The 22,519-nt window shown below is 42.4% G+C and carries 21 protein-coding genes and 1 other annotated feature; of the genes, 5 read left to right on the plus strand and 16 right to left on the minus strand.

The window, feature by feature from the left end:
• Positions 1 to 384: 384 nt before the first annotated feature.
• The gene (locus tag BIV59_RS17240; RefSeq protein ID WP_071352695.1) at positions 385 to 1,320 is read right to left on the minus strand and encodes an NADP-dependent oxidoreductase; all 936 of its coding nucleotides are present in this window, start codon (positions 1,318 to 1,320) and stop codon (positions 385 to 387) included.
• Between the two features lie 163 nt (positions 1,321 to 1,483).
• On the opposite strand from BIV59_RS17240, the gene BIV59_RS17245 reads away from it, so the two are divergent.
• The gene (locus BIV59_RS17245; RefSeq protein WP_346417402.1) at positions 1,484 to 1,699 is read left to right on the plus strand and encodes a CDGSH iron-sulfur domain-containing protein; all 216 of its coding nucleotides are present in this window, start codon (positions 1,484 to 1,486) and stop codon (positions 1,697 to 1,699) included.
• A gap of 138 nt (positions 1,700 to 1,837) precedes the next feature.
• On the opposite strand, the gene BIV59_RS17250 is transcribed toward BIV59_RS17245, so the two are convergent.
• The 3 genes from BIV59_RS17250 to BIV59_RS17260 form a co-directional block, all read right to left on the minus strand.
• Positions 1,838 to 2,167, minus strand: coding sequence for a YolD-like family protein (locus tag BIV59_RS17250; protein ID WP_071352697.1), 330 nt, complete (start codon positions 2,165 to 2,167; stop codon positions 1,838 to 1,840).
• Positions 2,168 to 2,210: 43 nt separating this feature from the next.
• Entirely contained in the window at positions 2,211 to 3,467 is a 1,257-nt protein-coding gene (locus BIV59_RS17255; protein WP_071352698.1) for a Y-family DNA polymerase, read from the minus strand.
• A gap of 251 nt (positions 3,468 to 3,718) precedes the next feature.
• Complete coding sequence (locus tag BIV59_RS17260; protein ID WP_071352699.1) at positions 3,719 to 4,246, minus strand: hypothetical protein; 528 nt, start codon at positions 4,244 to 4,246, stop codon at positions 3,719 to 3,721.
• A gap of 215 nt (positions 4,247 to 4,461) precedes the next feature.
• Between BIV59_RS17260 and BIV59_RS17265 the strand changes: the two genes are divergently transcribed.
• Positions 4,462 to 5,001 carry a peroxiredoxin family protein gene (locus BIV59_RS17265; protein WP_071352700.1) on the plus strand — a complete coding sequence of 180 codons (540 nt, stop codon included), beginning with the start codon at positions 4,462 to 4,464 and terminating at the stop codon, positions 4,999 to 5,001.
• Positions 5,002 to 5,042: 41 nt separating this feature from the next.
• Here BIV59_RS17265 and proS read toward each other — a convergent pair whose 3' ends face one another.
• The 3 genes from proS to BIV59_RS17280 form a co-directional block, all read right to left on the minus strand.
• A complete protein-coding gene (gene proS, locus BIV59_RS17270; protein ID WP_071352701.1) occupies positions 5,043 to 6,473 on the minus strand; it encodes a proline--tRNA ligase in 1,431 nt (476 codons plus the stop codon).
• A gap of 45 nt (positions 6,474 to 6,518) precedes the next feature.
• Positions 6,519 to 6,743: a binding site (T-box leader), on the minus strand.
• A 53-nt stretch (positions 6,744 to 6,796) separates the two neighbouring features.
• On the minus strand, positions 6,797 to 7,618 hold the full coding sequence (locus BIV59_RS17275; protein ID WP_071352702.1) for an SDR family NAD(P)-dependent oxidoreductase: 822 nt from the start codon (positions 7,616 to 7,618) through the stop codon (positions 6,797 to 6,799).
• The gene (locus tag BIV59_RS17280) at positions 7,593 to 8,570 is read right to left on the minus strand and encodes an MBL fold metallo-hydrolase (protein WP_346417405.1); all 978 of its coding nucleotides are present in this window, start codon (positions 8,568 to 8,570) and stop codon (positions 7,593 to 7,595) included. The genes BIV59_RS17275 and BIV59_RS17280 overlap by 26 nt, the downstream gene beginning before the upstream one ends.
• A gap of 815 nt (positions 8,571 to 9,385) precedes the next feature.
• On the opposite strand from BIV59_RS17280, the gene proC reads away from it, so the two are divergent.
• On the plus strand, positions 9,386 to 10,234 hold the full coding sequence (gene proC, locus BIV59_RS17285) for a pyrroline-5-carboxylate reductase (RefSeq protein WP_139194404.1): 849 nt from the start codon (positions 9,386 to 9,388) through the stop codon (positions 10,232 to 10,234).
• 283 nt (positions 10,235 to 10,517) lie between these two features.
• Here the strand turns inward: proC and BIV59_RS17290 are convergent, their stop codons facing one another.
• The 5 genes from BIV59_RS17290 to rnz all read right to left on the minus strand — a co-directional run bounded on the left by BIV59_RS17290 (position 10,518) and on the right by rnz (position 15,539).
• Positions 10,518 to 11,312, minus strand: a complete 795-nt coding sequence (locus BIV59_RS17290; RefSeq protein WP_071352705.1) for an ABC transporter ATP-binding protein — start codon at positions 11,310 to 11,312, stop codon at positions 10,518 to 10,520.
• Positions 11,305 to 12,315, minus strand: coding sequence for an ABC transporter permease (locus BIV59_RS17295; protein ID WP_071352706.1), 1,011 nt, complete (start codon positions 12,313 to 12,315; stop codon positions 11,305 to 11,307). Before BIV59_RS17295 ends, BIV59_RS17290 begins: the two co-directional genes overlap by 8 nt.
• 81 nt (positions 12,316 to 12,396) lie before the next feature.
• The gene (locus BIV59_RS17300) at positions 12,397 to 13,389 is read right to left on the minus strand and encodes an ABC transporter substrate-binding protein (RefSeq protein WP_071352707.1); all 993 of its coding nucleotides are present in this window, start codon (positions 13,387 to 13,389) and stop codon (positions 12,397 to 12,399) included.
• 214 nt (positions 13,390 to 13,603) lie between these two features.
• Positions 13,604 to 14,419 carry a squalene/phytoene synthase family protein gene (locus tag BIV59_RS17305; protein WP_071352708.1) on the minus strand — a complete coding sequence of 272 codons (816 nt, stop codon included), beginning with the start codon at positions 14,417 to 14,419 and terminating at the stop codon, positions 13,604 to 13,606.
• A 187-nt stretch (positions 14,420 to 14,606) separates the two neighbouring features.
• Positions 14,607 to 15,539, minus strand: coding sequence for a ribonuclease Z (gene rnz / locus BIV59_RS17310; RefSeq protein ID WP_071352709.1), 933 nt, complete (start codon positions 15,537 to 15,539; stop codon positions 14,607 to 14,609).
• A gap of 253 nt (positions 15,540 to 15,792) precedes the next feature.
• Between rnz and zwf the strand changes: the two genes are divergently transcribed.
• Complete coding sequence (gene zwf / locus BIV59_RS17315) at positions 15,793 to 17,286, plus strand: glucose-6-phosphate dehydrogenase (RefSeq protein ID WP_240501938.1); 1,494 nt, start codon at positions 15,793 to 15,795, stop codon at positions 17,284 to 17,286.
• A gap of 296 nt (positions 17,287 to 17,582) precedes the next feature.
• Here the strand turns inward: zwf and BIV59_RS17320 are convergent, their stop codons facing one another.
• Positions 17,583 to 18,227 (minus strand): HAD family hydrolase, encoded by a 645-nt coding sequence (locus BIV59_RS17320; RefSeq protein ID WP_071352710.1) that lies wholly within the window; start codon positions 18,225 to 18,227, stop codon positions 17,583 to 17,585.
• Between the two features lie 292 nt (positions 18,228 to 18,519).
• Positions 18,520 to 18,681 carry a hypothetical protein gene (locus tag BIV59_RS23780; protein WP_170846184.1) on the minus strand — a complete coding sequence of 54 codons (162 nt, stop codon included), beginning with the start codon at positions 18,679 to 18,681 and terminating at the stop codon, positions 18,520 to 18,522.
• A gap of 461 nt (positions 18,682 to 19,142) precedes the next feature.
• Between BIV59_RS23780 and BIV59_RS17325 the strand changes: the two genes are divergently transcribed.
• The gene (locus BIV59_RS17325) at positions 19,143 to 19,526 is read left to right on the plus strand and encodes an SET domain-containing protein (RefSeq protein ID WP_071352711.1); all 384 of its coding nucleotides are present in this window, start codon (positions 19,143 to 19,145) and stop codon (positions 19,524 to 19,526) included.
• Positions 19,527 to 19,701: 175 nt separating this feature from the next.
• Here the strand turns inward: BIV59_RS17325 and BIV59_RS17330 are convergent, their stop codons facing one another.
• Positions 19,702 to 21,021: a DNA polymerase IV gene (locus BIV59_RS17330; RefSeq protein WP_071352712.1), complete on the minus strand. Its 1,320-nt coding sequence runs from the start codon at positions 21,019 to 21,021 to the stop codon at positions 19,702 to 19,704.
• Between the two features lie 307 nt (positions 21,022 to 21,328).
• Positions 21,329 to 22,483 (minus strand): DUF2642 domain-containing protein, encoded by a 1,155-nt coding sequence (locus tag BIV59_RS17335; RefSeq protein ID WP_071352713.1) that lies wholly within the window; start codon positions 22,481 to 22,483, stop codon positions 21,329 to 21,331.
• Between the last annotated feature and the right edge of the window lie 36 nt (positions 22,484 to 22,519).

Raw genomic sequence — 22,519 nt, forward strand, 5'->3', positions numbered from 1 at the left:
TAGCAGTACTGTTCCTGATTAATGTTTGTTTTAATTACAGTTAAAGTAAAAAAAAGGCCCTCAGACCTTTTTTACTGAACAAATGGTTTTATGGATGAATCGTCTAAAATAAATATAATGCATATTCCAAAAAAATTACAATATTAGCAATTAAACAAAATTAACTTTTTTAATATTATTAAACTTATTTAATTCTCTGCAAAAAGTACAATGCGGCAGACTAATGGTATTCCTGTGAAGATATCTAGTAGGTACGCAGAAGAAATCATCTTCATTTGCATTTTGTTCTTGCAGCATATAAATATGGCCCGATCTAATGACCGGGCCTCTCTCCACTCTTATCCATTTTCCGTACTTTCTATCTTTCTAAACTGTTGCCGTTTATTAATTTGCCTTGATGACAATTTTCCCTTTGGCGTGATGGCTTTCGCTTTTCTCATGAGCACTGCGGATACCCTCTGCACTCAATGGGAATGTTTCGCCAATGATGGCTTTCAGCTTTCCTTCTTCCATCAGTTTCGCCAATTCTTCTAGCTGCTGGCCATTAGGGTTAAGCCATATGGAAGCCGCTTTGATTTTTTTCTTTTCAGCGAGTTCTTTATCAGGCTCACTGACCAGGGAAGGCATTTTCCCTCCTTCTTTAAGAACGGAAAAGCTTTTTTCCTGAATTTCTCCGCCCATGGAATCCAGTACAAAATCATAATCATGCAGGATTTTGTCAAAATCCTGTTTTTTATAATCAATCACTTCATCCGCACCAAGAGATTTCATGAACTCCACATTTTGGGTTCCTGCTGTCGTCGCTACATAGGTACCTGCATTCTTTGCCAGCTGAACGGCAAGGGATCCAACACCGCCGGCCCCGGCATGGATCAGAACCTTATCGCCTTCTTTTACCTCTCCGAAGTCAAATAATGCCTGGTATGCTGTCAAACCGGCCAGCGGAATCGATGCTGCCTCTTCGAAGCTGACATTATCCGGAATTTTCGCTGCAAGAATATCATCAACGGCCGCATATTCCGCATATGTTCCGCGGTTTGTTGTAGCCGGCCTGGCAAATACCCTGTCCCCGGGCTTGAAATCCGTTACGCCCGATCCGATAGAATCGACAGTCCCTGCCGCATCCCAGCCAAGGATAATCGGAAATTCAAATGGAAGCATTTCCTTTAGATAGCCTTCACGCAGCTTCCAGTCAATAGGATTGATCGAGGTCGCCTCTAGCTTAATGATAATCTCGTTTTCTCCTGCTTCCGGCTTTTTCATCTCTGCCTCTTTCAGCTGTTCTTTACCGCCATATTGTTCAATTACAATCGCCTTCATCCTTATCACCTGCTATGTCTGATTTTGTTTTTTTTTCACCTACACTGTTTATTTCCCATTGTCTGCATGCCAAAACATTTGAGCATGCCGGCAAAGGCATGTGCACTAATTTTCCTATCCTGTATTGTAAAAAAGGCCAATTGCCGGTACGATATGAAAAGAGGTGATAAATGTGTCAAAGGTTCAAATTAAAGTAAACGATAATGGCTCCCTGAAAGTGACAGGAGATATTGAGCTATTGGACGGCGAAGGCAATGTAATTGAAACAAAACCTGTCTTTTCTCTCTGCCGCTGCGGGCTTTCAAAGAATATGCCCTTCTGCGACGCGTCCCACAAAGGGAAATTCCAGTCCAGTGTCCGTGTAAAAACCGAAAGCTGATCGGCCTTTAAGACTGTCTCTTTTCCGGGCGGTCTTATTTCTTTCTTGAAGCAAAAGGCACTTTCCCCCCGCTGATGCCCTGCTGGCCAATCGGGCTTTTACGTACAGCCGTCTTTGACCTCCGCGGTTTCCTGCCTGTTAAGTAAATCTTATATCTGCAATATGGCTGATCCCGATTATGTGAGCCTGCTGAAACCGGTCTACTATATGCAGCTTTTGCCCGCTTTCATTGTAATAATGTATGGTGCCGATCAATAGCTCATATCTGTGTTTGCCGTAATGGGTGATGGTTACCGTCCTTCCGGTTTCCATGGCTTCTCCCATCACCATGTTCATTTCTTCCAATTGCTGTTCATCCAGGGCAATCTGTTCTTCGTACGTGTCTTCCTTTTCCCAATCCCGAAGCATTTTCACATGCTCAGGAAGCATCATTGATGTCCATTTAATCTTTCCGCGATCTCGAATCACTGCATATCCCTCCTGACAAATCCTGCATTTCATGATTGCTGTACTATGATTTATGGCCTCCCAGAAGCTTGCTGCGGTAAACAGCCGTTCCAGCTGCTGTATAGGAGACAGCCCGAAGCAGTGCTTTTGAGCCGTATTTATTCCGGATACGGTCAACTGTATAGGCCAAGTCCCTCTTTTTCCAGCGTGATGAGTCAAACAATGTCAGCTGCATTTCATTATCATCGACGATATTGGATAAGGTAACAGATATGCTCCGTACTGTTTTGGAAACATAATTTTCCCGGAAAAGCTCCAGGCAGATTTCATATAGATCCATCGTAATGTTTGTTGGTTCGTCAATGGATCTCGACCGGTGAAAGCCTCCTCCGAATTCCTCACGGCTGTAGCCGATCCCGAGGCTCACCGTCCTGCCTGCTTTGCGTGAAGACCGGGCCCTCCTTCCGACCTCCTCGCATATTTCAAGCATCACATGCTTCACTTCTTCCTCTCCCTTATAATCGCGAAGAAGAATCTGGCTTTTTCCAAAGCTCACCTGCCCCTCCATGATCGGTGCGCCAATTTCAGAAAGATCTATCCCCCATGCATGATGGTAAAGCTGGTTGCCCATAATGCCGAATTTTTCCTCCAGCAAATGGAGCGGATAATTGGCAAGCTGCCCCACTGTAAAGATGCCCATCCCATTTAAGGTTTTTTGAAGGCGTTTTCCAATTCCCCACATTTCGTTAAGGGGAGAAACGGGCCAGAGCTTTGTTTTTACATCTTCATATGACCATTCGGCGATGCCCTTTTTCTTGGCTTCAAGATCCAGGCACAGTTTGGCTAAAAGCATGTTTGGGCCAATCCCGATTGCACATGGAAGCTGGAATTCCCGTTCGATGTCATTTCTTATCTTTTCGGCAATCTCCCTGGCATCCCCCCACAGCGGCACGGCACCGTCCACCTGCAGGAAGCTTTCGTCGACACTGTACACATGGATGGATTCCTTTGGCACATATCGATGGAACAAGCGGGTAATTTCTGTAGACATCCTCAGATATACCGCCATTTTAGGCTCTGTCAGGATAATCCGGGGATCATCAGGGATTTCAAACATCCGTGATCCGGTCTTAATTCCAAAATCCTTTTTCAGCCTGGGAGAAGCGGCGAGCACCACACTTCCGGAGCGTTCCAGATTTCCTACCACAGCGAGATGGCATTCCAGCGGATCGAGCCCGAGCATGACAGCTGAGCAGCTTGCATAAAAACTTTTAATATCGATGCACATGATAGATTTTTTCGGCATTGATCTGTAATCCATGTTCTTTCTCCACCCAACAACAAGAATATACGTTCGCTTACATTAGTATACCCATTATATTAATCGAATACACGTTCGTGTTCAATGGAAATTTTACTTCAAAATTCTACATTTTGAGCTTCCATTCCGGTTATATCCAATTTTCCAGGAAAATACCGGGATATTCCTGCGGAAAACCTGCAGGCAGATGATTGGAAATGCCGGCAAAAAAAAACTCCCTCTTCAGGGAGGAAGATCTGCACTGGTATCTTCTAATAAAAAAGGACTTCGAAGTTTGCCGCATTGACTGTTACTGTAAAGGAAGTATCTAAATTTGACCGGCGCATCATTTCAATGACATACACCTTATCCTCAGGTATATGAGAAAAATCCCTCACCAGAAATCGTTCGCTCTTTCCCTTTTTCAGTTTTTTAATGGCGGAAAGCACGGCCTGCTGCTCCCGAAGGCTTTCCTGGTCGTTTTGGACAAGCAAGAGCTTAGCTTCTGTGCTGGCAGGAGGAGAATGAGAATGCTTAATGCTTCCAGTGTACCAGGGCTTTACTTTCATTCCGATTTTCAAATCATTAACGTCCAGCTTTCTGCCGCTCGTGTCTTTAAGATAGGTGGAATCTGAAACCGTATAATATGTATTTTTAATCAGTACCCTCTTTTTATCCTGAAGATCTGTTATAAAGCCCATTTCCCCTTTTTTCACACTTTCTGTTTGAGTCTGGAGCTGGATGCATCCAAAAAGAAAGAAACATCCTAATACAATAAGACATGTTTTGAAATCAGTCATTTTGCCCGCCTTCTTCCCGTCTGCTATATAACAAGAATAACAGAAAAGAATCATGGAAAAAACAGGGAAATTACCAAATGGGATTTTCATGAAAAGAAGCCATTATGCACATACTAGTTTGCAGCGGCTCTGCTGATCTTGTCTTCTAATTAGAGAAGTACTATGTTCCTCTAAAGCATAGTGCTTAGAGCCTTTATAAAAAAGGAGGACTTGCGATGAATAAGATGAAGTGTTTATGCCTTATAGCCATCATTTCCGCTGCATGCTGCCTTAATGGACAGCAGGCTGCGGCGTTATCTTCACAGGAAAAAGAGACGGGCCGCATCGGTCTTGAAGCTGGAGATCTGGCCCCTGACTTTGAGCTTGCCTCTTTAAATGGAAAAAAGCTTAAGCTGTCCGGCTTTCGGGGTAAAACTGTCATTTTAAACTTCTTTACAACCTGGTGCCCGCCTTGCAGGTCAGAAATCCCTGAAATGCAGAGCTTTTTCCAGAAAAATCAAAACAGAGACATTACCATTTTAGCCGTTAACTTGACTGCAAATGACAGAAGTTTGGCAGCTGTTCAGGATTTTGTGAAGAATAACAACATGACATTTCCGATCGCACTCGATAAAAATGGAAAAATCGGCAGCCTTTATAAAGTCTATACGATTCCGACTTCGTATATCCTTGATAAAAACGGCATGATCAGGAGTGTTATGATCGGGCCTATGGATGAAAAGAAAATGGCGGAACTGACTCAGGACAAATTCTAATAAGGAGCGGGAAAGTCTTCAGCTTTCCCGCTTTTGAATGATTAATAGGCTTTTGCCCAATAGACCATATGTTTTTCATCTTTGCCGCAGCAAACGCACTTATCTGAAAGGGTTTCCTTTTGAAATGGAATGCATCTGGAGGTTGCCCCTGTTTCTTCTTTTATTTGATCTTCGCATTCTCTGCTTCCGCACCACATCGCTTTGATGAATCCCGGATGAGCGGCGGACACTTCCTTGAATTCCTCCATCGTTAACACAGAGGAGGTTTTTTCTTCCCGCAGCTTTAACGCTCTTTTATATAAACTTTTCTGGATCTCTTCAAGTGTTTCTGCCACTTTCTGTTCAACATCATCAATTGGAACAAAAGACTTCTCGCCAGTATCCCTGCGCACAAGGATCACCTGTCCTTTTTCAATATCACGCGGCCCTGCTTCCAGCCGGAGAGGAATGCCCTTCATTTCATGTTCATTGAATTTCCATCCTGGCGATCTATCGCTGGCGTCTATATCCGTGCGGAAGGTTTTGGAAAGCCTGTTTTTTAAATGATAAGCAAAATCGAGCACTCCTTCTTTATGCTGGGCAACCGGGATGATCATCAGCTGTACCGGAGCTGCTTTTGGAGGAATAATCAGCCCCCTGTCATCTCCGTGCACCATAATCAGAGCACCAATCACACGTGTAGTCAGGCCCCATGAAGTCTGGTTCACATATTGCAGAGCACCGGACTTATCACTGTACTGAATGTTAAAAGCTTTCGCAAAACCGTCTCCTAGGTGATGGGAGGTGCCCGTCTGCAAAGCCTTGCCGTCATGCATCAGGCTTTCAATGGTATATGTGAACTTTGCGCCGGCAAATTTTTCTTTTTCTGTCTTTTGCCCCTTAATCACCGGTATGGCAAGAATCTCTTCACAAAGTGCTGCATACACATCAAGCATTCTTTTGGTTTCTTCATGTGCTTCCTCATCCGTAGCATGCGCGGTATGTCCTTCCTGCCAGAGAAATTCCAGTGTCCGGAGAAACGGCCGGGTCGTTTTTTCCCAGCGGATTACGCTTGCCCACTGATTATAAAGCTTAGGCAAATCGCGATAGGAATGAATAATTTTGCTGTAATGCTCACAAAACAGCACCTCTGAGGTCGGACGGATGCACAGGCGCTCAGCAAGCTCCTCTGTTCCCCCGTGCGTCACCCAGGCAACTTCAGGAGCAAAGCCTTCGATGTGGTCTTTTTCCTTTTGCAAAAGGCTTTCAGGTATCAGCAAAGGCATATACACATTTTCATGTCCTGTTTCTTTAATCCGCATATCCAGTTCATTTTTAATGTTTTCCCAAAGCGCATACCCGTACGGGCGTATAATCATGGATCCGCGGACGCTTGAATAATCGATTAAGTCGGCTTTGGTCACAACATCGGTATACCACTGGGCAAAGTCATCACCCATGGGTGTAATTTCTTTGACAAATTCCTTTTTCATTCATTTCACCTCATTTTTATAAACGCAAAAAAAGCCTGATCCCAAGAAAGGGACCAAGGCTTTGGCGGTACCACCCTTATTCAAAAAACACCGCAGTGTTTCATGCTCTTAAGAAGGATAACGGATTTAACCGCTGCCTCTTCGCCATAAGGCCCGAAGCAGAACTCAGAAGGCAGGTTCAAATGGGTTCCTCAGGAATATTTCAGCTGTATAATTCCCTCTCTGTAATAGGCACCTTATATTTTACTAATCCTTCTTTAACGTTTCATTATCAGTTTTTTAGTACTATATTATTTTTAGCCCGTCCATGTCAAGACCTTTTGTCATTTTTTAAAAAAGGCCCTTTTCCCAAGAGTCTCCACCGTTTTCGGAAACAGATTGTGCAGTCTGCTGGCGGCATTCATCCATCCCGGAAGGTTAATTTCCCGCTTGCCGGTAAACATGGACCCAACCACCTTTTCCGCCACATCCTTTGGATTCAGCATGAATTTTTCGATATTTTTCGTATAGGATCCTGATTCATCCGCAATGTTAAAAAAGTTGGTTTGAATCGGCCCCGGATTGACCGTTGTAACAAAAACATGATCCCTCTTCAGCTCCATCCGAAGGGCATTGGAATACCCGAGAACAGCAAATTTGGTAGAAGAATAAAGACTGGACTTCGGCGTGGCCATTTTTCCTGCCTGTGATGCTATATTTATGATATGCCCGCTTTGGCGCCGCTTCATACCTGGAAGCACCATTTGAGTGGCCGCCATCAGACCGAAAACATTCACGCGGAACATGGCTTCAGTTTCCTTCATATCCGTTTCATCCGCTTCCTTGAAGACTCCGTATCCGGCATTATTTACAAGAACGTCTATTTCACCCGCTTGTTCATAAATCTCGCGGAAAACTTCCCCGACTTTATCGGAATCGCCTACATCAAGCTGATAGGCATATGCTTCAGTGCCATACTCCTTAATTAATTCTTCCTTTAATTCCAAAAGCGCATTATAATTCCTTGCAAGCAGGACAACTTTTGCCCCAAGACTGGCAGAACGCCTGGCAATTTCCCTTCCTATTCCGCCTGATGCACCTGTTATTACCACACATTTTCCCTGTATTTTACTCACTTCTTCACCTCTGCAATTGGTTGATTGCATATATCATAACACCTGAAGAGGTGTCATGCTCAATTTCTCCTAAACTCTCCAGATAATCAAGCTGTCCAACTGTCTCTGACAGGGTCAGTCCAAGCTCTCTTTGATACACCTTCGGGAAAAGCTGCCTGCATATTTCAAAGCCTGAAGATGGATGTGCCTCTATCATCTTTTTGACCTTCATAGCACGCTCATGCTGCCGTACCCTGCCTGACAGTATCACTGCCGGCACATCCCTGATTTCTTCGCCATGCCCCGTATAAACCAGCGAAATAGGAAGCTCCAGGCATTTTTCGAGAGAACTGTTATATTGCAAAAGAGGTTTAGGACGCTCTTCTCCTGGCTGAAAAGGCGGCTCCATTAAAGGGTTTGGCGTAATTTTTGCAAGCAGATGATCACCGCCTATCATGATTCCATCACTTTCTTTATAGAAGGACAAATGGCTTTGTGCATGTCCTGGAGTTTCTATGGTTTTCCATCCGCGAAGTCCCGGAAGATCGTCTCCTTCTGCCAAAAAGGACGTAAGCTTCTTATTGGTAATGGAACGGTCTGCGCTCCGGTAATCATTTATGTAGCCAAGCATTTCATCTGGTATGCCCATTTCACGGGAAAAATCTTTATAAAACTGGTCATGAAGCTCAATAAAGTCCTCATCCATCTCAAACCATCTTTGGTTATAGAGGTGGCCAAGAATGTTAATGTCTTTTGTAAAAAAGTCGAGACCGCCTGCGTGGTCAGGATGGTGGTGAGTAATCAGCACCTGCTCGATATCGTTCATTTCAAGACGTAGTTCCCCGAGCTGCCGGATCAGGCTAGAACGGGATTCCCCGGTCCTTGAGCCTGCGTCAATCAATGTCAATGCATCTCCTTTAACAACATACACATTCACATCCCCTACGGCATAGGGAGTCGGAAGTGATAATTTAGCAATATTTCCAATCCATTCGGCCATCATACATACCCCTTATAAAGTTATATTTAAATAGATAATTATATAAACATGCAGCGTCATTTAATTAAACGCTGCCAATTTCAGCCTCATGTGTCTCCGGATCGTGCAGAGGAACCCAGCATCAGCATGAACAGACCATTAACAGAGCAAAACGATAAATGAACCATCATGTCATTAGTTTATCATTGACAATCAGAAATTGTCATTATTTTCACATAACTTTTTATCGAAGGCAAGGGCAATCGGTGTGCGAAGAAGCAAAGAACCTGTCTGTTAGGCATTCTGTATATAGAGCGGGATAACTGTATAACCTGCCTAGCCCAGAAATGGCCGGGTATACAACTGTTTAAACAGCATTTGTGATTCACATTTGGCATCTCCTGCCTCAGGGATTTTTCAGAAAAATTAATTATTGACAAACTGCTTGTACATGCCCCATAATCACTAATAACTAAAAATAGCACGGCATTGATTAAGGCCAGTAGATGCCGCATGGCGAAAGAGAGTGAAGCTCAATTAGGCTGAAAGGCTTCACCGCCCTCTGTGACACTGAACCTACCTTATAGCTTTCAGCAAAAACTGACGTACATTCCAGCGTTAATGGATCTTAAGCTGCATCTTCCCCTGGGAAAGATGAAAAAAGGTGGTACCACGGAAGCCAGACCTTTCGTCCTTTATTGGACGGGAGGTCTTTTTATTTGTCCCGGTTAATCTTGAGGATTTTCACTCGCCAGCTGCGGGTCCACATCACTAATAGAGCTATGAGGAACTTATGCTAGGGTATTGAGCCATGACACTAATCTAAGGAGATGGAAAATATGAGGAAAATCGCTTTTATCGGCAGCGGGTCCATGACAGAAGCCATTATTGCAGGAATGCTTGCAGGCGGAAAATATCAGCCCCAGGAAATTTATGCTGGCAATCATTCCAATCAAGATAGACTCTCCTATTTGGCACGGAAGTTCGGGATATACACCACACAATCCAAACAGGATTTATTAGCGGAAGCAGACATAGCTGTCCTGGCGGTAAAGCCAAAGGATGTGCACGCAGCACTTTTGGCATCAAGAAATCACTTCCAAAAAAGCACCCTGCTGATTTCCGTAGCTGCAGGGGTTCATACTTCAAGCCTTGAAGGCATTCTTAGAAAAGATATCGCGATTGTCCGCGCTATGCCCAACACATCTGCAGCCGTAGGTAAATCGGCAACAGCCCTTTCAGCGAATCGCTTTGCGCATGATAAAGAAATGAATGATGCAATCACTCTTTTTGAAACAATAGGCACAGCAGAAATAGTTGAGGAAGACCAGTTAAACGCTGTGACCGGGCTTTCCGGAAGCGGCCCGGCCTACATTTATTACCTGGCCGAGGCGATGGAAGCTTCCATAGGAATTCTTGGACTTGAAAAAGCAACAGCGAAATCCCTGATTATCCAAACCTTAATAGGAGCAGCAGAAATGCTGCAAAGGTCAGACAAATCCCCTATAGAGCTCAGGAAGGAAGTCACATCCCCAGGAGGAACGACCGAAGCTGGATTAAGGGTTTTAGCGGAATACAGGGTACAGGAAGCTTTTGAAGCATGTATATTTGAAGCCGCTCAGCAATCCCGGCGCATGGGCCAGCAGATTTCACAGCAAATTGAGGATGCAGGAAAAGAAGATCGGTAAGCCCATTCCCCAGCCAATATTTTGGCTATACCCTTTGTAGCTTGAAAAGCGGAAGCGCCTTGATCACCTTGCGAAGCAAATAGGGTTTTGCATAGCAAGGTAGGCACTGAATCTAGATTAATAAAAACCGAAAACGCCTGTCAGAGGATCAAAGACTAAGAATGCCGCGTCCTGCGGCAACGTCTTTGTGGCACCTTCCTTGGGGCCCTCAGACAGATAAAGCGCCTAAATAGAAAGCGCAGAAACCCCCCGTTCAAAGAATGAACGGGGGGTTATTGGTTATTCAGATTAATACGGCACGGTCATTCAGCATGCCCTCTCCTTTAATGCTTTGAAATTCATGGAGCAGCCTTTCAACAGTAAGATGCTGTTTTTCCTTGCCCCTTGCCTGAAAAATGATTCTGCCTTTATCCATCATGATTAATGAATTCCCAAGATCTATCGCCTGCTGCATGTTGTGTGTCACCATTAATGCCGTCAGCTGATTTTCCTCGACTATTTTCTTTGTGAGAGAAGCAACCAGCTCTGCGCGGGATGGATCAAGCGCTGCAGTATGTTCATCCAGAAGCAGGATATTGGGATCAGTAAAGGTAGCCATCAATAGTGAAAGGGCCTGGCGCTCTCCGCCGGATAATAATCCGACCTTGGCGCCCATCCTGTTTTCAAGTCCAAGGTGGAGAGACTCCAGCTTTTCCCTGAAAAATATTTTCCTTTTCTTATTAACGCCGAATCCAAGGCTTCTTTTCTTGGTTCTGCCATAGGCGATGGCAAGGTTTTCTTCAATGGTCATATTAGGAGCAGTGCCAGTCATCGGATCCTGAAAAACACGGCCTATCATCGCTGAGCGGATATGCTCCCCGGTACCTGTAACATCCCGTCCATCAATAAAGACCTCGCCTGCATCCGGAAGAAGTTTTCCTGAAATCATGTTCATCAAGGTAGATTTCCCCGCTCCATTGCTTCCGATTACCGTGATAAATTCCCCTTTATCCAAGTGAAGCTCCAAGTCATCCAGCGCCAGTTTTTCGTCAGGAGTGCCTTCGTTGAACACTTTATATATTCCGTTTAGCTTAAGCAAACTCCTCACCGCCCTTATTTTTGCTGTTAAGCTTGCTTAGCCTCAGTTCTTCCAGGCGTTTTTTCTTCCTGCTCTCTTTCTTGCGGTAGCCGGATATTTGCGGAAGAATTAAGGCCCCTATTACGATAATGGCAGTAATTAGCTTAACATCCCCAGTTTGAAGGAACTTCACTTGCAGAGCCAGGGAGACCACAAGGCGATAAACAACCGATCCCCCGATAACAGCCAATGTGGCCCTGCCGATAGTTTTAGATCCAAATATGGCTTCCCCTATAATCACGGATGCCAGTCCTATTACGATAATGCCAATTCCCATCCCTACATCACTGAAGCCATTATACTGGCTGACCAGTGAACCGGAAAATGCAACCAGAGCGTTTCCGATAGCAAGCCCAAGCACCTTCATATTCCCGGTATGAGCAGAAAAGCTTTTCACCATCGCCTCGTTATCGCCAGTCGCCCGAAGTGCAAGGCCGATTTCCGTTTTCAAAAAAGAGGATAATCCTATTTTAATAACAACAGCCAAAATCAGCATCACGATTAAAATGGCCCAGGTCCCAGGAAGGCTATCTCCAAGGCCGATGGCAGTAAACGCAGAGTTAATCAAAGCATCCAATCCGGTTTTAGCCCACACATCACTGATATTGGTCATGATTGTCTTCTCTGATAAAAGAGGAACATTGGATCTCCCCATAATTCTCAAGTTTACAGAGTATAAAGCAATCATCATTAAAATTCCGGATAACAGCGGATTGATCTTTCCTCTTGTATGAAGGAGACCTGTTATGGTACCTGCTGCAAATCCGGCAGCCAGGGCAGCCAGTGTTGCCGTAATGGGGGAATATCCGCTGACAATCATAATCGCTGAGACAGAAGCTCCTGTGACAAAGCTGCCATCGACTGTCATATCGGGAAAATCAAGAATCCGGAAGGTCAGGTAAACGCCTAAAGCCATGATTGCATAAATAACTCCTGACTCAAACGAACTGAATAATATAAGCATTTTATTTCCCCTTTCGCTGCAAAATCAAAGTAAAACAGGATATTGAAAGAAGAACGAAATGTGTTAAGGCGTGTTCTATGATTATTTAATGAGTTCGGCCTCTTTCTTCCAGCTATCCTTAATTGTAACTCCCATATCCGCCGCTGCCTTTTCATTGATGACGAGTTTCAATTTCTGTGGATAGTCAACAGGTATGTCCCCCGGTTTTTTTCCGTCCTTCAAGATTTCCGAAGCCTTAATGCCTGCTTCATATCCAATGTCATAATAGCTGAATCCGTAGGCAGCAAAGCCGCCGCGTTTTACAGAATCCAATTCTCCCACGAATAGCGGCAGATGCTTGCTTTTTGAGACCATAACGACAGATTCAAGCGCAGATACGACAGTGTTGTCTGTAATGATGTACAGGGCATCCACTTTTCCGGCAAGGGATTCAGCCGCCTGCTTGACTTCAGCAGAGGTGGACACAGATGATTCAACAACCTTGATGCCCGATTTGGCGGCTTCTTCTTTAAGCTTTTTTACCTGGACAACTGAATTTTGTTCTCCGGAATTGTAGATGGTCCCAACTTTCTTAGCGCCGAGCTCATCTCCTATGAATTTAATGGATTTTGGGATGGCGTCAGGATGGGTATCCGTCGTTCCGGTAACATTCCCCCCTGGCTTATCCATGGATTTCACAAGCTTGGCATCTACAGGGTCTGTCACGGAAGTAAAGACAATTGGAATCTGTTTTGTGGCATTTAGGGCACCGAGCGCACTCGGGGTGGAGTTTGCAAAGATCAGGTCTACTTTATCTCCTGCAAAGTTATTGGCGATGGTCTGGTTATTGTTTGGGTCTCCCTGTGCATTTTGCACATCATATTTAGCTTTTACCCCTTTATCCTTTAGCGCCTGTTTGAATCCCTTGAACGCTTCATCTAACGATGGATGCTGCACAATCTGGGTGACCCCGATTTTCACTTCCTCTTTTTTTCCGCTTTCATTTCCATTTGAGCTTGTACTGCTTCCGCATCCCGATAAGAATGCTGCCGTGCATAACAAGGCCGCTGCCGCGGAGATCATTCTTTTTTTCATTCCATTTCCCCCAATAGTTATAAATTCTTCTTTTTCGCTGTTATGTTTAAATTATAATCGCCAAGCAAACCTCATTTCAATGAATATATTTAAATTTTTAGAATTTTTTAATAATTATTGCCTGCTTTCTTTTCCAAGCCATCTGTCAGCCCTTCAGTCACCATAAATAGTAAGCACGCAAAAGGCTGATTCTAAAAGGAATCAGCCTTTATTATTATTCAACTGCACCGCTTACGATATCAGCTACATCTTTTCGTGTCAGTTTTTCTCTTCCATCTTTCAATGCCTGAAGTGTTCCTTTTGCCAATGCAAGGGGAATGTTGCAGAAATTGAATATAACCTTTGTTTCAATACCTTCGAGATAACGATCTGCAAGAGATAGATTTTTTTCAGTAAAAGACAGCATCCTTTCAAAGTTCCATCCTTCGGGAAAGAAATTAACGCCCCGCTCTGCATCTTCCGTTCTGTTTCTAAGGATATTGACCGTCTGAAGGCCCCGGCCAAAGGCAATGGCCAATTCACGGTCAGACTCTGTTCCGTCATACCATTCCCAGATATCCGAAAGCATGACACCCACAAGGCCGGCCACATAATAGGTATAGTCATCCAGCTCTTCTTCTGTATGTATTTGCCAATCCTTTTCCGTCCATTTTGCCATTCCATGAGCCATTATCGAGGTGGCCTCAAGAACTTTTTCGGTGATAGGCTGCGGAATCAGCATGATCCACTCTTTAAGAAGCAGAGAAACTTCAGGGAGCTCCTGTGAATGAGGATCAAGGAGAGCGGTCAATTCATCTTCGTCTGCACCATTTTGCAAAAGTTTCCCTACAGAATTCAGCAGGTGTATTTTTGTTTCTTTCGGTAAGCTTGGATGATCTTCAATTTCATCAATCGCCCTCATGCATAAATAAGCAGCACCAACCGTTTCCTTAAGGCCTTCCGGCAGCTGGCTGATAGGAATAAAGAAGGTTCTGCTGGTTTTTAATAAAAATTCCATTGCTTTCTGCTTTAAATATTTATCTTCATTCATGTACATTTTCCCCTTTAAATATCTTTCACATATGTAATGTCTGCCTGATTACAGGCATACTGGAGCAAAAATCCGCGCCCTGATCCCGGCAGCAAAGTTTACGAGTCAGTCTTAATAAAAGACTATAGCACCATTAATGATACAGAACATACTAGCCTGATTGCAATGGTTTCGGTTGTTTTCCTGTCTAGCTGCCGTTATATAAAGGAATTTTCACCATCATGGTGTCTTCCGCAACGATGGTCTCGGGAAATATCTCCCTGCTTTCTTCTGCAAGCAGAAGCACATCTTCCGCAGTATAGCGTGAACTGATATGAGTTAAAATTAAATGCCTGGCATGAGCCTGCTTTGCCGTGCAGGCAGCCTGGGCGGTTGTCGAGTGGAAATAATCATGGGCCATTTCAGCTTCGCTGGCGGAGAAAGTCGCTTCATGGACAAGATAATCTGCGTGACTTGCAAGCACCCTGGCATTTTCACATGTTCTAGTATCTCCTAGTATGCTGATAACTCTTCCCTTTTGCGGCTTGCCGATATAATCCTTACCATTTAAAACTCTGCCATCATCAAGCGTAACAGTTTCCCCATTTTTCAGCGCCTTAAAATGAGGGCCAGGCGCCACCCCATCCTGCAGCAGTTTTTCTATAAGAAGGCTTCCAGGCCGGTCACTTTCCTCAATCCGGTATCCTACACTGTATATTCCATGATCCAGAGGCAAAGCGGTCACGGTAAATTGGCCATCATCATAAATCACGCCCTGCTCGATTTCAACAATTTTCAGCGGATATTTCAGATGGGTGCCGCTGACTGAAAGGCTTACTTTAATAAAGTCTGCAATTCCTTTTGGGCCATAAACGGCCAGCTCTTCAGTTCCCCCTTGAAAAGACCGGGAGCTGATTAAGCCAGGAAGCCCGTATATGTGGTCACCATGAAGATGGGTGATAAAGATTTTTTCAATTTTCCTGGGTTTTACAGGTGTCTTCATTATTTGATGCTGAGTGGCTTCCCCGCAGTCAAAAAGCCAGACCGTTCCCCGCTCCTCTAAAAGCTGAAGGGCAATGGATGAAACATTTCGGGATTTAGCAGGAACACCTGCTCCAGTGCCTAAAAAAACAAAATCCACAGTGATACCTCCGATAACGAGAATTCTTTTTTTAACTATAACATAATCGGGTGCCCGCATAAATCCGTGCACTGGCATACTGTGAACAGAGAGTCTATTTTCCGGGAAATCAGTGCTCGTTAAAGGGATAAATTTGAATTTTACCCAAAGAAAGCACTTTCTTTGATTTCCGGATTCGCAAACTCTAAAATGGAAGGATCACAAATTATAGAATGCAAATAAAAACTTCACATGGAAAAGAGGAAATTTGCTCATGGAAAATGATAAACCATCCGGATTGATTATGATTTTTGGAGCAACTGGAGATCTCGCAAAGCGAAAACTGTTTCCATCGATATACCGCTTATTTCAAAAAGGAAACTTAAATAAGTTTGCAGTTGTCGGCGTAGCAAGAAGACCTTTGACTAATGAACAGTTCCAGGAAAACGTCAAGGAATCTTTGGCAGACTTTGCTGGCAGCCAGGAGCATGCAGAAGAATTTGCTTCCCATTTTTATTATCACTCACATGATGTAACAAGCTCTGAATCTTATATTCAATTAAAGGATATTGCCGGGAAGCTTGATGCCCAGTATGGGCTTTTGGGGAATCGTATTTTTTACCTGGCAATGGCTCCGGAGTTTTTCGGGACGATTGCAGAACAGATAAAAGCACAGGGGCTCACACGCACAGAAGGGTATAAACGATTAGTGATTGAAAAGCCGTTCGGCCACAGCTTCGAGTCTGCAAAAGAACTCAACGAAAAAATCCGCAGTGCCTTTTCCGAGGAGGAAATTTACCGGATCGACCATTACCTCGGCAAAGAAATGGTACAGAACATTGAAGTGATCCGATTTTCAAATGCCATTTTTGAGCCGCTATGGAATAGCCGGTATATCTCGAATATCCAGGTCACCTCAAGTGAAACACTAGGTGTGGAAGAGCGCGGCCGGTATTATGAAAACAGCGGTGCCCTCCGGGATATGGTGCAAAATCATTTACTTCAAATGGTAGCCCTCCTTGCCATGGAACCCCCTATCCGTTTAACGGATGATGAAGTGCGGAGTGAAAAGGTGCGAGCGCTTCGCTCTCTGCGCCCGGTGGCAAAAGATGAGGTGAAGAATTATTTTGTCCGGGGACAGTATGGACCAGGTTCTGCCGGAGGCAAGGAGCTGCCAGCATATCGTGATGAGCAAAATGTAGATCCTGTTTCCAATACAGAAACATTTGTAGCCGGCAAACTATTAATTGATAATTTCCGCTGGGCTGGCGTGCCGTTTTACATCCGTACAGGGAAAAGGCTTGAAGCGAAATCCACTGCCATTGTCGTTCAATTCAAGGACATTCCTATGAATTTATATTACGGGGCAGAACAGGTGCTTAATCCTAACCTCCTTGTTATTCATATCCAGCCAGATGAAGGAATCACCCTTCACCTGAATGCAAAAAAGGCCGGCAAAGACATTGAAACAACCCCAATAACTTTAGCGGTATCCAATAACCGCATAGACAGAATCAATACGCCCGAGGCATATGAAAAGCTATTGTTCGACAGTATGAGGGGCGATGCCACGAACTTTACACATTGGGATGAGGTTGCTCTTTCCTGGAAATTCGTCGATAGCATTTCTGAAGCCTGGGAAACAGAAAAGGATACATCTTTCCCGAATTATCCTTCGGGTTCAAAAGGGCCGGAGTGCGCAAATGAATTGCTGAAAAAAGACGGGCATTTTTGGTGGCCCATCGAAAAGCTGGAATCTGGCCGCTGATCCTGCATCAGCTTTCAGAAGTGTAAAAGGATGCCGTGCGCTTTTATTGAATTATAAAGTGCCTGCTAACAACACGTATTAAGTCAAAGAATAATATAAAATGTTAAACATTTTAATACAAAAATAAAGGATAGATGTAAACAGACTATAATCTGTATGATCTATCCTTTTTTTCGGACCATCGACAAAAAATTTTTCGTGTAGTTGCACGAAAGCACCCTATAGTTTAAGAATAATTCATCAAAGATTATTTTCTTAACAATTGATGATGCTGTACTGCACAAGCCATTTAGCTTTTACATTTTTATTAATTGTAAAATATCTTTAGGTTCCTTTAATACAAAGTCTGCTGAATCAAATCCTTCACTTGTTTTAGCCCCCCATAAAGCAAGGGCAAACTTCACACCTGCACTTTTTGCACATTGCATATCATATATAGAATCTCCTATATATACTGTTTCATCTTGATTCGCATTTAACCCATCTAAACAAGCTAATAAAGGTTCAGGATGTGGTTTATGTTTTTCAGTATCACTTGCAGTTATCGTGTAAGCAAAAAATGAACTCAATCCATACGGTTCAAATTCATCAATTAACTCTTGTTTGGTTTTTGAAGTCACAATACCAGTTCTGACAGGGCTTTCTGATAAAGTTTTTATAACATTTTCTAAATCCTGAAAAACATTTACCTCGTGAGAAAATTCTAGTACAGTCTCTGACCACTTTGGGTGAACACGTTCCACATCCATCACATTCAGTCTTCGTAATGTTTCTTTTCCTGGTATTCCTAAAGCAAATCTTAAATCCTCTAATTGATAATCTTTGCCCTCTTCTTTTAAGACTTTTTGTAAAGATTTTAATATAGCTTTTTCTGTATCTAAAATGGTACCATCCACGTCAAATATCACATATTGAAACAATCCTTGTCCCTCCCCCTCCATAATTTTTAATTATATAAACAATTTAAAAATAATAATGTCCACCGCTTGACCGTTTCTTCGTGTTTTTCTAATTAGTTCTGATACCTTTTCAACTGTGTATTCTTTCATTAATTCATCACCCTAAATACAAGTGATATAGGATCTAACTAAAATAAAAAGGCATATCACGCGACTTGTGATATACCTTAAAATAATAAAATGTTAAACATTTTATTAAAACCCACTCTTTAACTAAAGAAATAAGTAATTATATATCTTTAATTTTACAGCGCAGGCATCCTTTTCTGCGGGACTATGAAACTTTTTTTCCAAGAAATTTCTCTTTTATGATATGCACAATCTCTTTCCTTTTATGAAGAGGCTTGTGCTGTTTAACTTCTGAATTAATCCAATGCGATATTCCTGTCTCGATTCCGATAAACAGCAAAAATACAACTATAATAACCCAGATCATAACAACAATCACTCCTCTTTTTAAAGCCATCATGCTATTGTATGTATGATTGCCCGTTATCTTGTGAGTGGCCGTAAAATTCTTTTACTATCCATATCCCCATTTTTTTAAAAAGCAAACATATTAATATCTTATATGAAAGAATATCTTCATAAAAATCCCAACAGGCCTATTTTAATGTAGGGATATTACCCTGTTTTTAATACGATTCTGCTAGTCGTGCCTTCTGTTATGCGCTTTTTAGACATTGCCTCACAAAACTGATAAAAAAACAGCAACCATTAAGAAAAGAACCTTAATAAAAAATAATAATTTGTCATTCATTTCCCTGTCTGGTTTCATGTTTGCAATGAAGTGCACAATTTTACTGAAATAGCTGCTAAAAACAGTTGCTTTCTTACACATAAACCTTCACTATTAGAAAGGTAAGACACTTAAAAGAAAAGATTGCAGGTGATCTCATGATAGAAATCAAAACATCTCCGCTAAGTGATGGAGAATTCAATAGAGGCGTGTTTGCAAAAACTGATATAGCAAAAGGTGAACTTATTCATGAAGCACCGGTTATTTCTTATCCCAATGAGCAGCATGTTCACATCGAAAAAACGCTGCTCGATGATTATGCTTTTGAATACGGCGCGAACCATACAGCAATCCTGCTGGGATATGGCATGCTATTTAACCATTCATACGAACCGAATGCCACGTATGATATCAACTTTAAAAACCACACCTTTGACTTTTACGCGTATAAGGATATAAAAGCAGGAGAGGAAATCCTCATCAATTATAATGGTGATGTAGATGACAATGATCCTCTATGGTTTAATAAAGAAGAAAAATAAGCTCCATAAAAAAACACACAGAAGCCTGATACTTGGCCAGCTGCGTGTTTTTCTTTATGGCTATTTTCGTAAACTTTGCTGCTATGGAACAAGGTGGCTGATTTAACAATGGGTTTGTCTTACAGAACTCATTAAAAACAGCAATTTTTAAGAAAAGAGCCTTCTTCACTTATCGTCAGTCTTGATCCCATTTTTGCCTTATATCTTTTCCAGCATCCCTATTGTTTGTATCTTTAAGCGCAAAATTGTCAAACAAATCTTTGTTAAAGCTTGTTTCTGTGCCAATAGCAGCCGTCTTCGGGTCAGAAGCTGTGCCGACTCCCCTTTTTATGATACTTTTCCCGAATTTATTCTGCAGCTGTTCCATTGCCTGATATAGGGGCTCTTTTTTAGCTTCGTTCTCAAAAGAAAAAAGATCAAGCTGCAAAGAGGCGGTTTCTTTTTCTTTCACTTCAAAGGCAGTTACACCAAGCAGCCTTACCTTCTCACCGTTCCAATTCTTTCTGAAGAGATCCGCACAAAGAGCATGAATATCTTCCTTTAACCATACAGGATTTGGAGTGAGCTTGCTTCTCGTAATCGTTTTAAGGTTTCCGTAACGGATGGTCACTCCAATTTTTTGGCCGACGAGTCCTTTGTTTTTGAGCCGTATTGCCACTTTTTCAGATAACTTGCCAAGAATGGCAACCAGCTCTTTTTCGCTGGATGTATTTTTTGGCAGTGTGGTTGAATTGCCGACGCTTTTATGGTCATGTATGGATTCTGGATCAACCAGACGCCCGTCATTGCCGTTTGCACGTTCCTTTAAACGCACTCCATTTATTCCCAGAAGATTCTTAACAGAGAATTCCTGGGCCTTTGCCAGATCTCCAATTGTCATGATATTTATCGAATGAAGCTTTTCCGCTGTTTTTTTCCCGATTCCATGCATTTCGCCAACTTCAAGCGGCCAAAGCTTAACCGGAACATCCCGTTTGCGCAATATGGTAATGCCCATTGGCTTTTTCATATCTGAAGCTGTTTTGGCAAGGAATTTATTTGGAGCAATACCGATCGAACAGGGCAGGTCCATTGTTTCTAATATGCGCTGCTGAATACTGCGGGCAATTTCAAGCGGTGAGCCTAGCGGTGCACATTCGGTTATATCCAGATATCCCTCATCAATGGATACAGGCTCAACCTGTTCTGTGTATTGCCTTAGAATATCAAATATTGCGAGTGACGCTTTCCGGTACCGTTCAAAATTAGGCTTTTGAAGAATGAGCTGAGGACAAAGCTTCTTGGCTTCCCAAATGGGCATTGTTGTCTTTACGCCAAATTTTCTCGCTTCATAGCTGCAGGTAACAATAATTCCCCGCCGCTCTTCCACATTGCCGGCTATGGCAAGGGGTTTTCCCTTAAGGGACGAATCATAAGCCATTTCCACAGAAGCATAAAAACTATTCATATCAACATGAAGAATAACTCTTCCTTTTTTTGGGTACATTTCCTTCAAGACTGCCACTTCCTTATACACCTAACATCTTTCACTATTGTATCAGATTATAAGCGAAATGCCAGAACATGCATTTGGCCTTTCATTGATTACTAAAGGAAAGCGTTTTGGAATAGCAGAATTGTTATTTAAATGTATAAAGGTATTGATACTAGCAAGTATGCGGGTTTTACTTGTTTATTTATTCGTCCGGATGGAACTTTGCCAACTGCCAATATCAGATAGCCATGAAGGAGATTGAAGATATATAACCATCCCTGTCATTGGGATCGCTCCTGCCATACAGGTCAATTCTGCATCATGATTTTTAAGGCTTAATCCGTTTATTTCTGTGTATTCTTTGAGCATACTTCATCAAAGAAGAAAATTGGGATTCTTGCATTCTATTTTCCGTAAACATCTTTTCAGTGGATTCCATTAAAGTCTTAATTAACATTGCTCTTTTTTCCTTAGAATCATGTTTTTCTGCCAATTTTGGTTCCTTAGGGATTGAGTGTAAGCTTTCTTCTGTATGTTTTTCTTGGATTGCAGATTGTATTTCCTTTTTATTAATTGCTGAAGTAATTTCCTTCTCATTTACTTCTATGTTTTTTTCCTTTTTTTCAGCGGATATTTGATTCTTATATTCAGCCGTATCCTCCATTGATTCGGCCAGATCTTTGTCCGCTTTATGTTCTTTAGTTCGAGCAGCTGGCTGCTCGAATCCAGGAGAAACTGTGTGCTGTCCGCTTTTTCCTTCGCGGTTGACCGGCTCTGCAATTAGCTGTGATAATTCTTCAAGTACCTGATTTACCTCCAATAATATATCTTGATCTTTAGTAATTTCAGATTGAACAGGTTGTTCTTCTTTTAATTCAGGTAAAACCTCCTGACGTTTACTTTTTTCAAGAGGTGCAGATGACTCTTGATTTACTTTAGGTTCTAATGCATCACCCTCTTCCTTTTGATCAGCATTAAATCCCTTTCCTTGATTTTCCTCCGACTGTTTATTATCAGTTTTCCCCTCACTGTTTTTCTGTTCTTTAACCTCAGACGATTCCTTCTTATTGATACCTTTTAAAAGATAATGTATATTAGACAATTGGATATAAAATTGTTTATCCTTATTAAATAACTCGATATAACTATCCGTTACAGTACCTAGTAACCCTTCAAAAGGCAGATTACTATCCCCGTTAACAGTCACCCAATGATGTTTTAATTCATTTAATAATTCAATTAAGGTTTGTTTCTGTGTAGAAATGTAGTCAAAGACTTTACCCTTGAAATCTCTGGTATTTTTAGAAACCGCATATATATGATTTAAGCTAAAATAACATTCTTTAGCTCCCATTTGAATGACAAGAAAATCACGTTTCACATCAAGCAAGAACCCATTATGAACATTGTGATTATTTGTAATGATACTAATATTAAAACCTATCAGCGGATTAAGTTCCTCGTAAAAGTTTTGTTTTATCAACTTTAATGCCCTCCTTAATATAGGCAGGGTCGCTTC

This window comes from Bacillus sp. MUM 13, assembly GCF_001866725.1.
GTDB lineage: Bacteria > Bacillota > Bacilli > Bacillales > DSM-1321 > Peribacillus.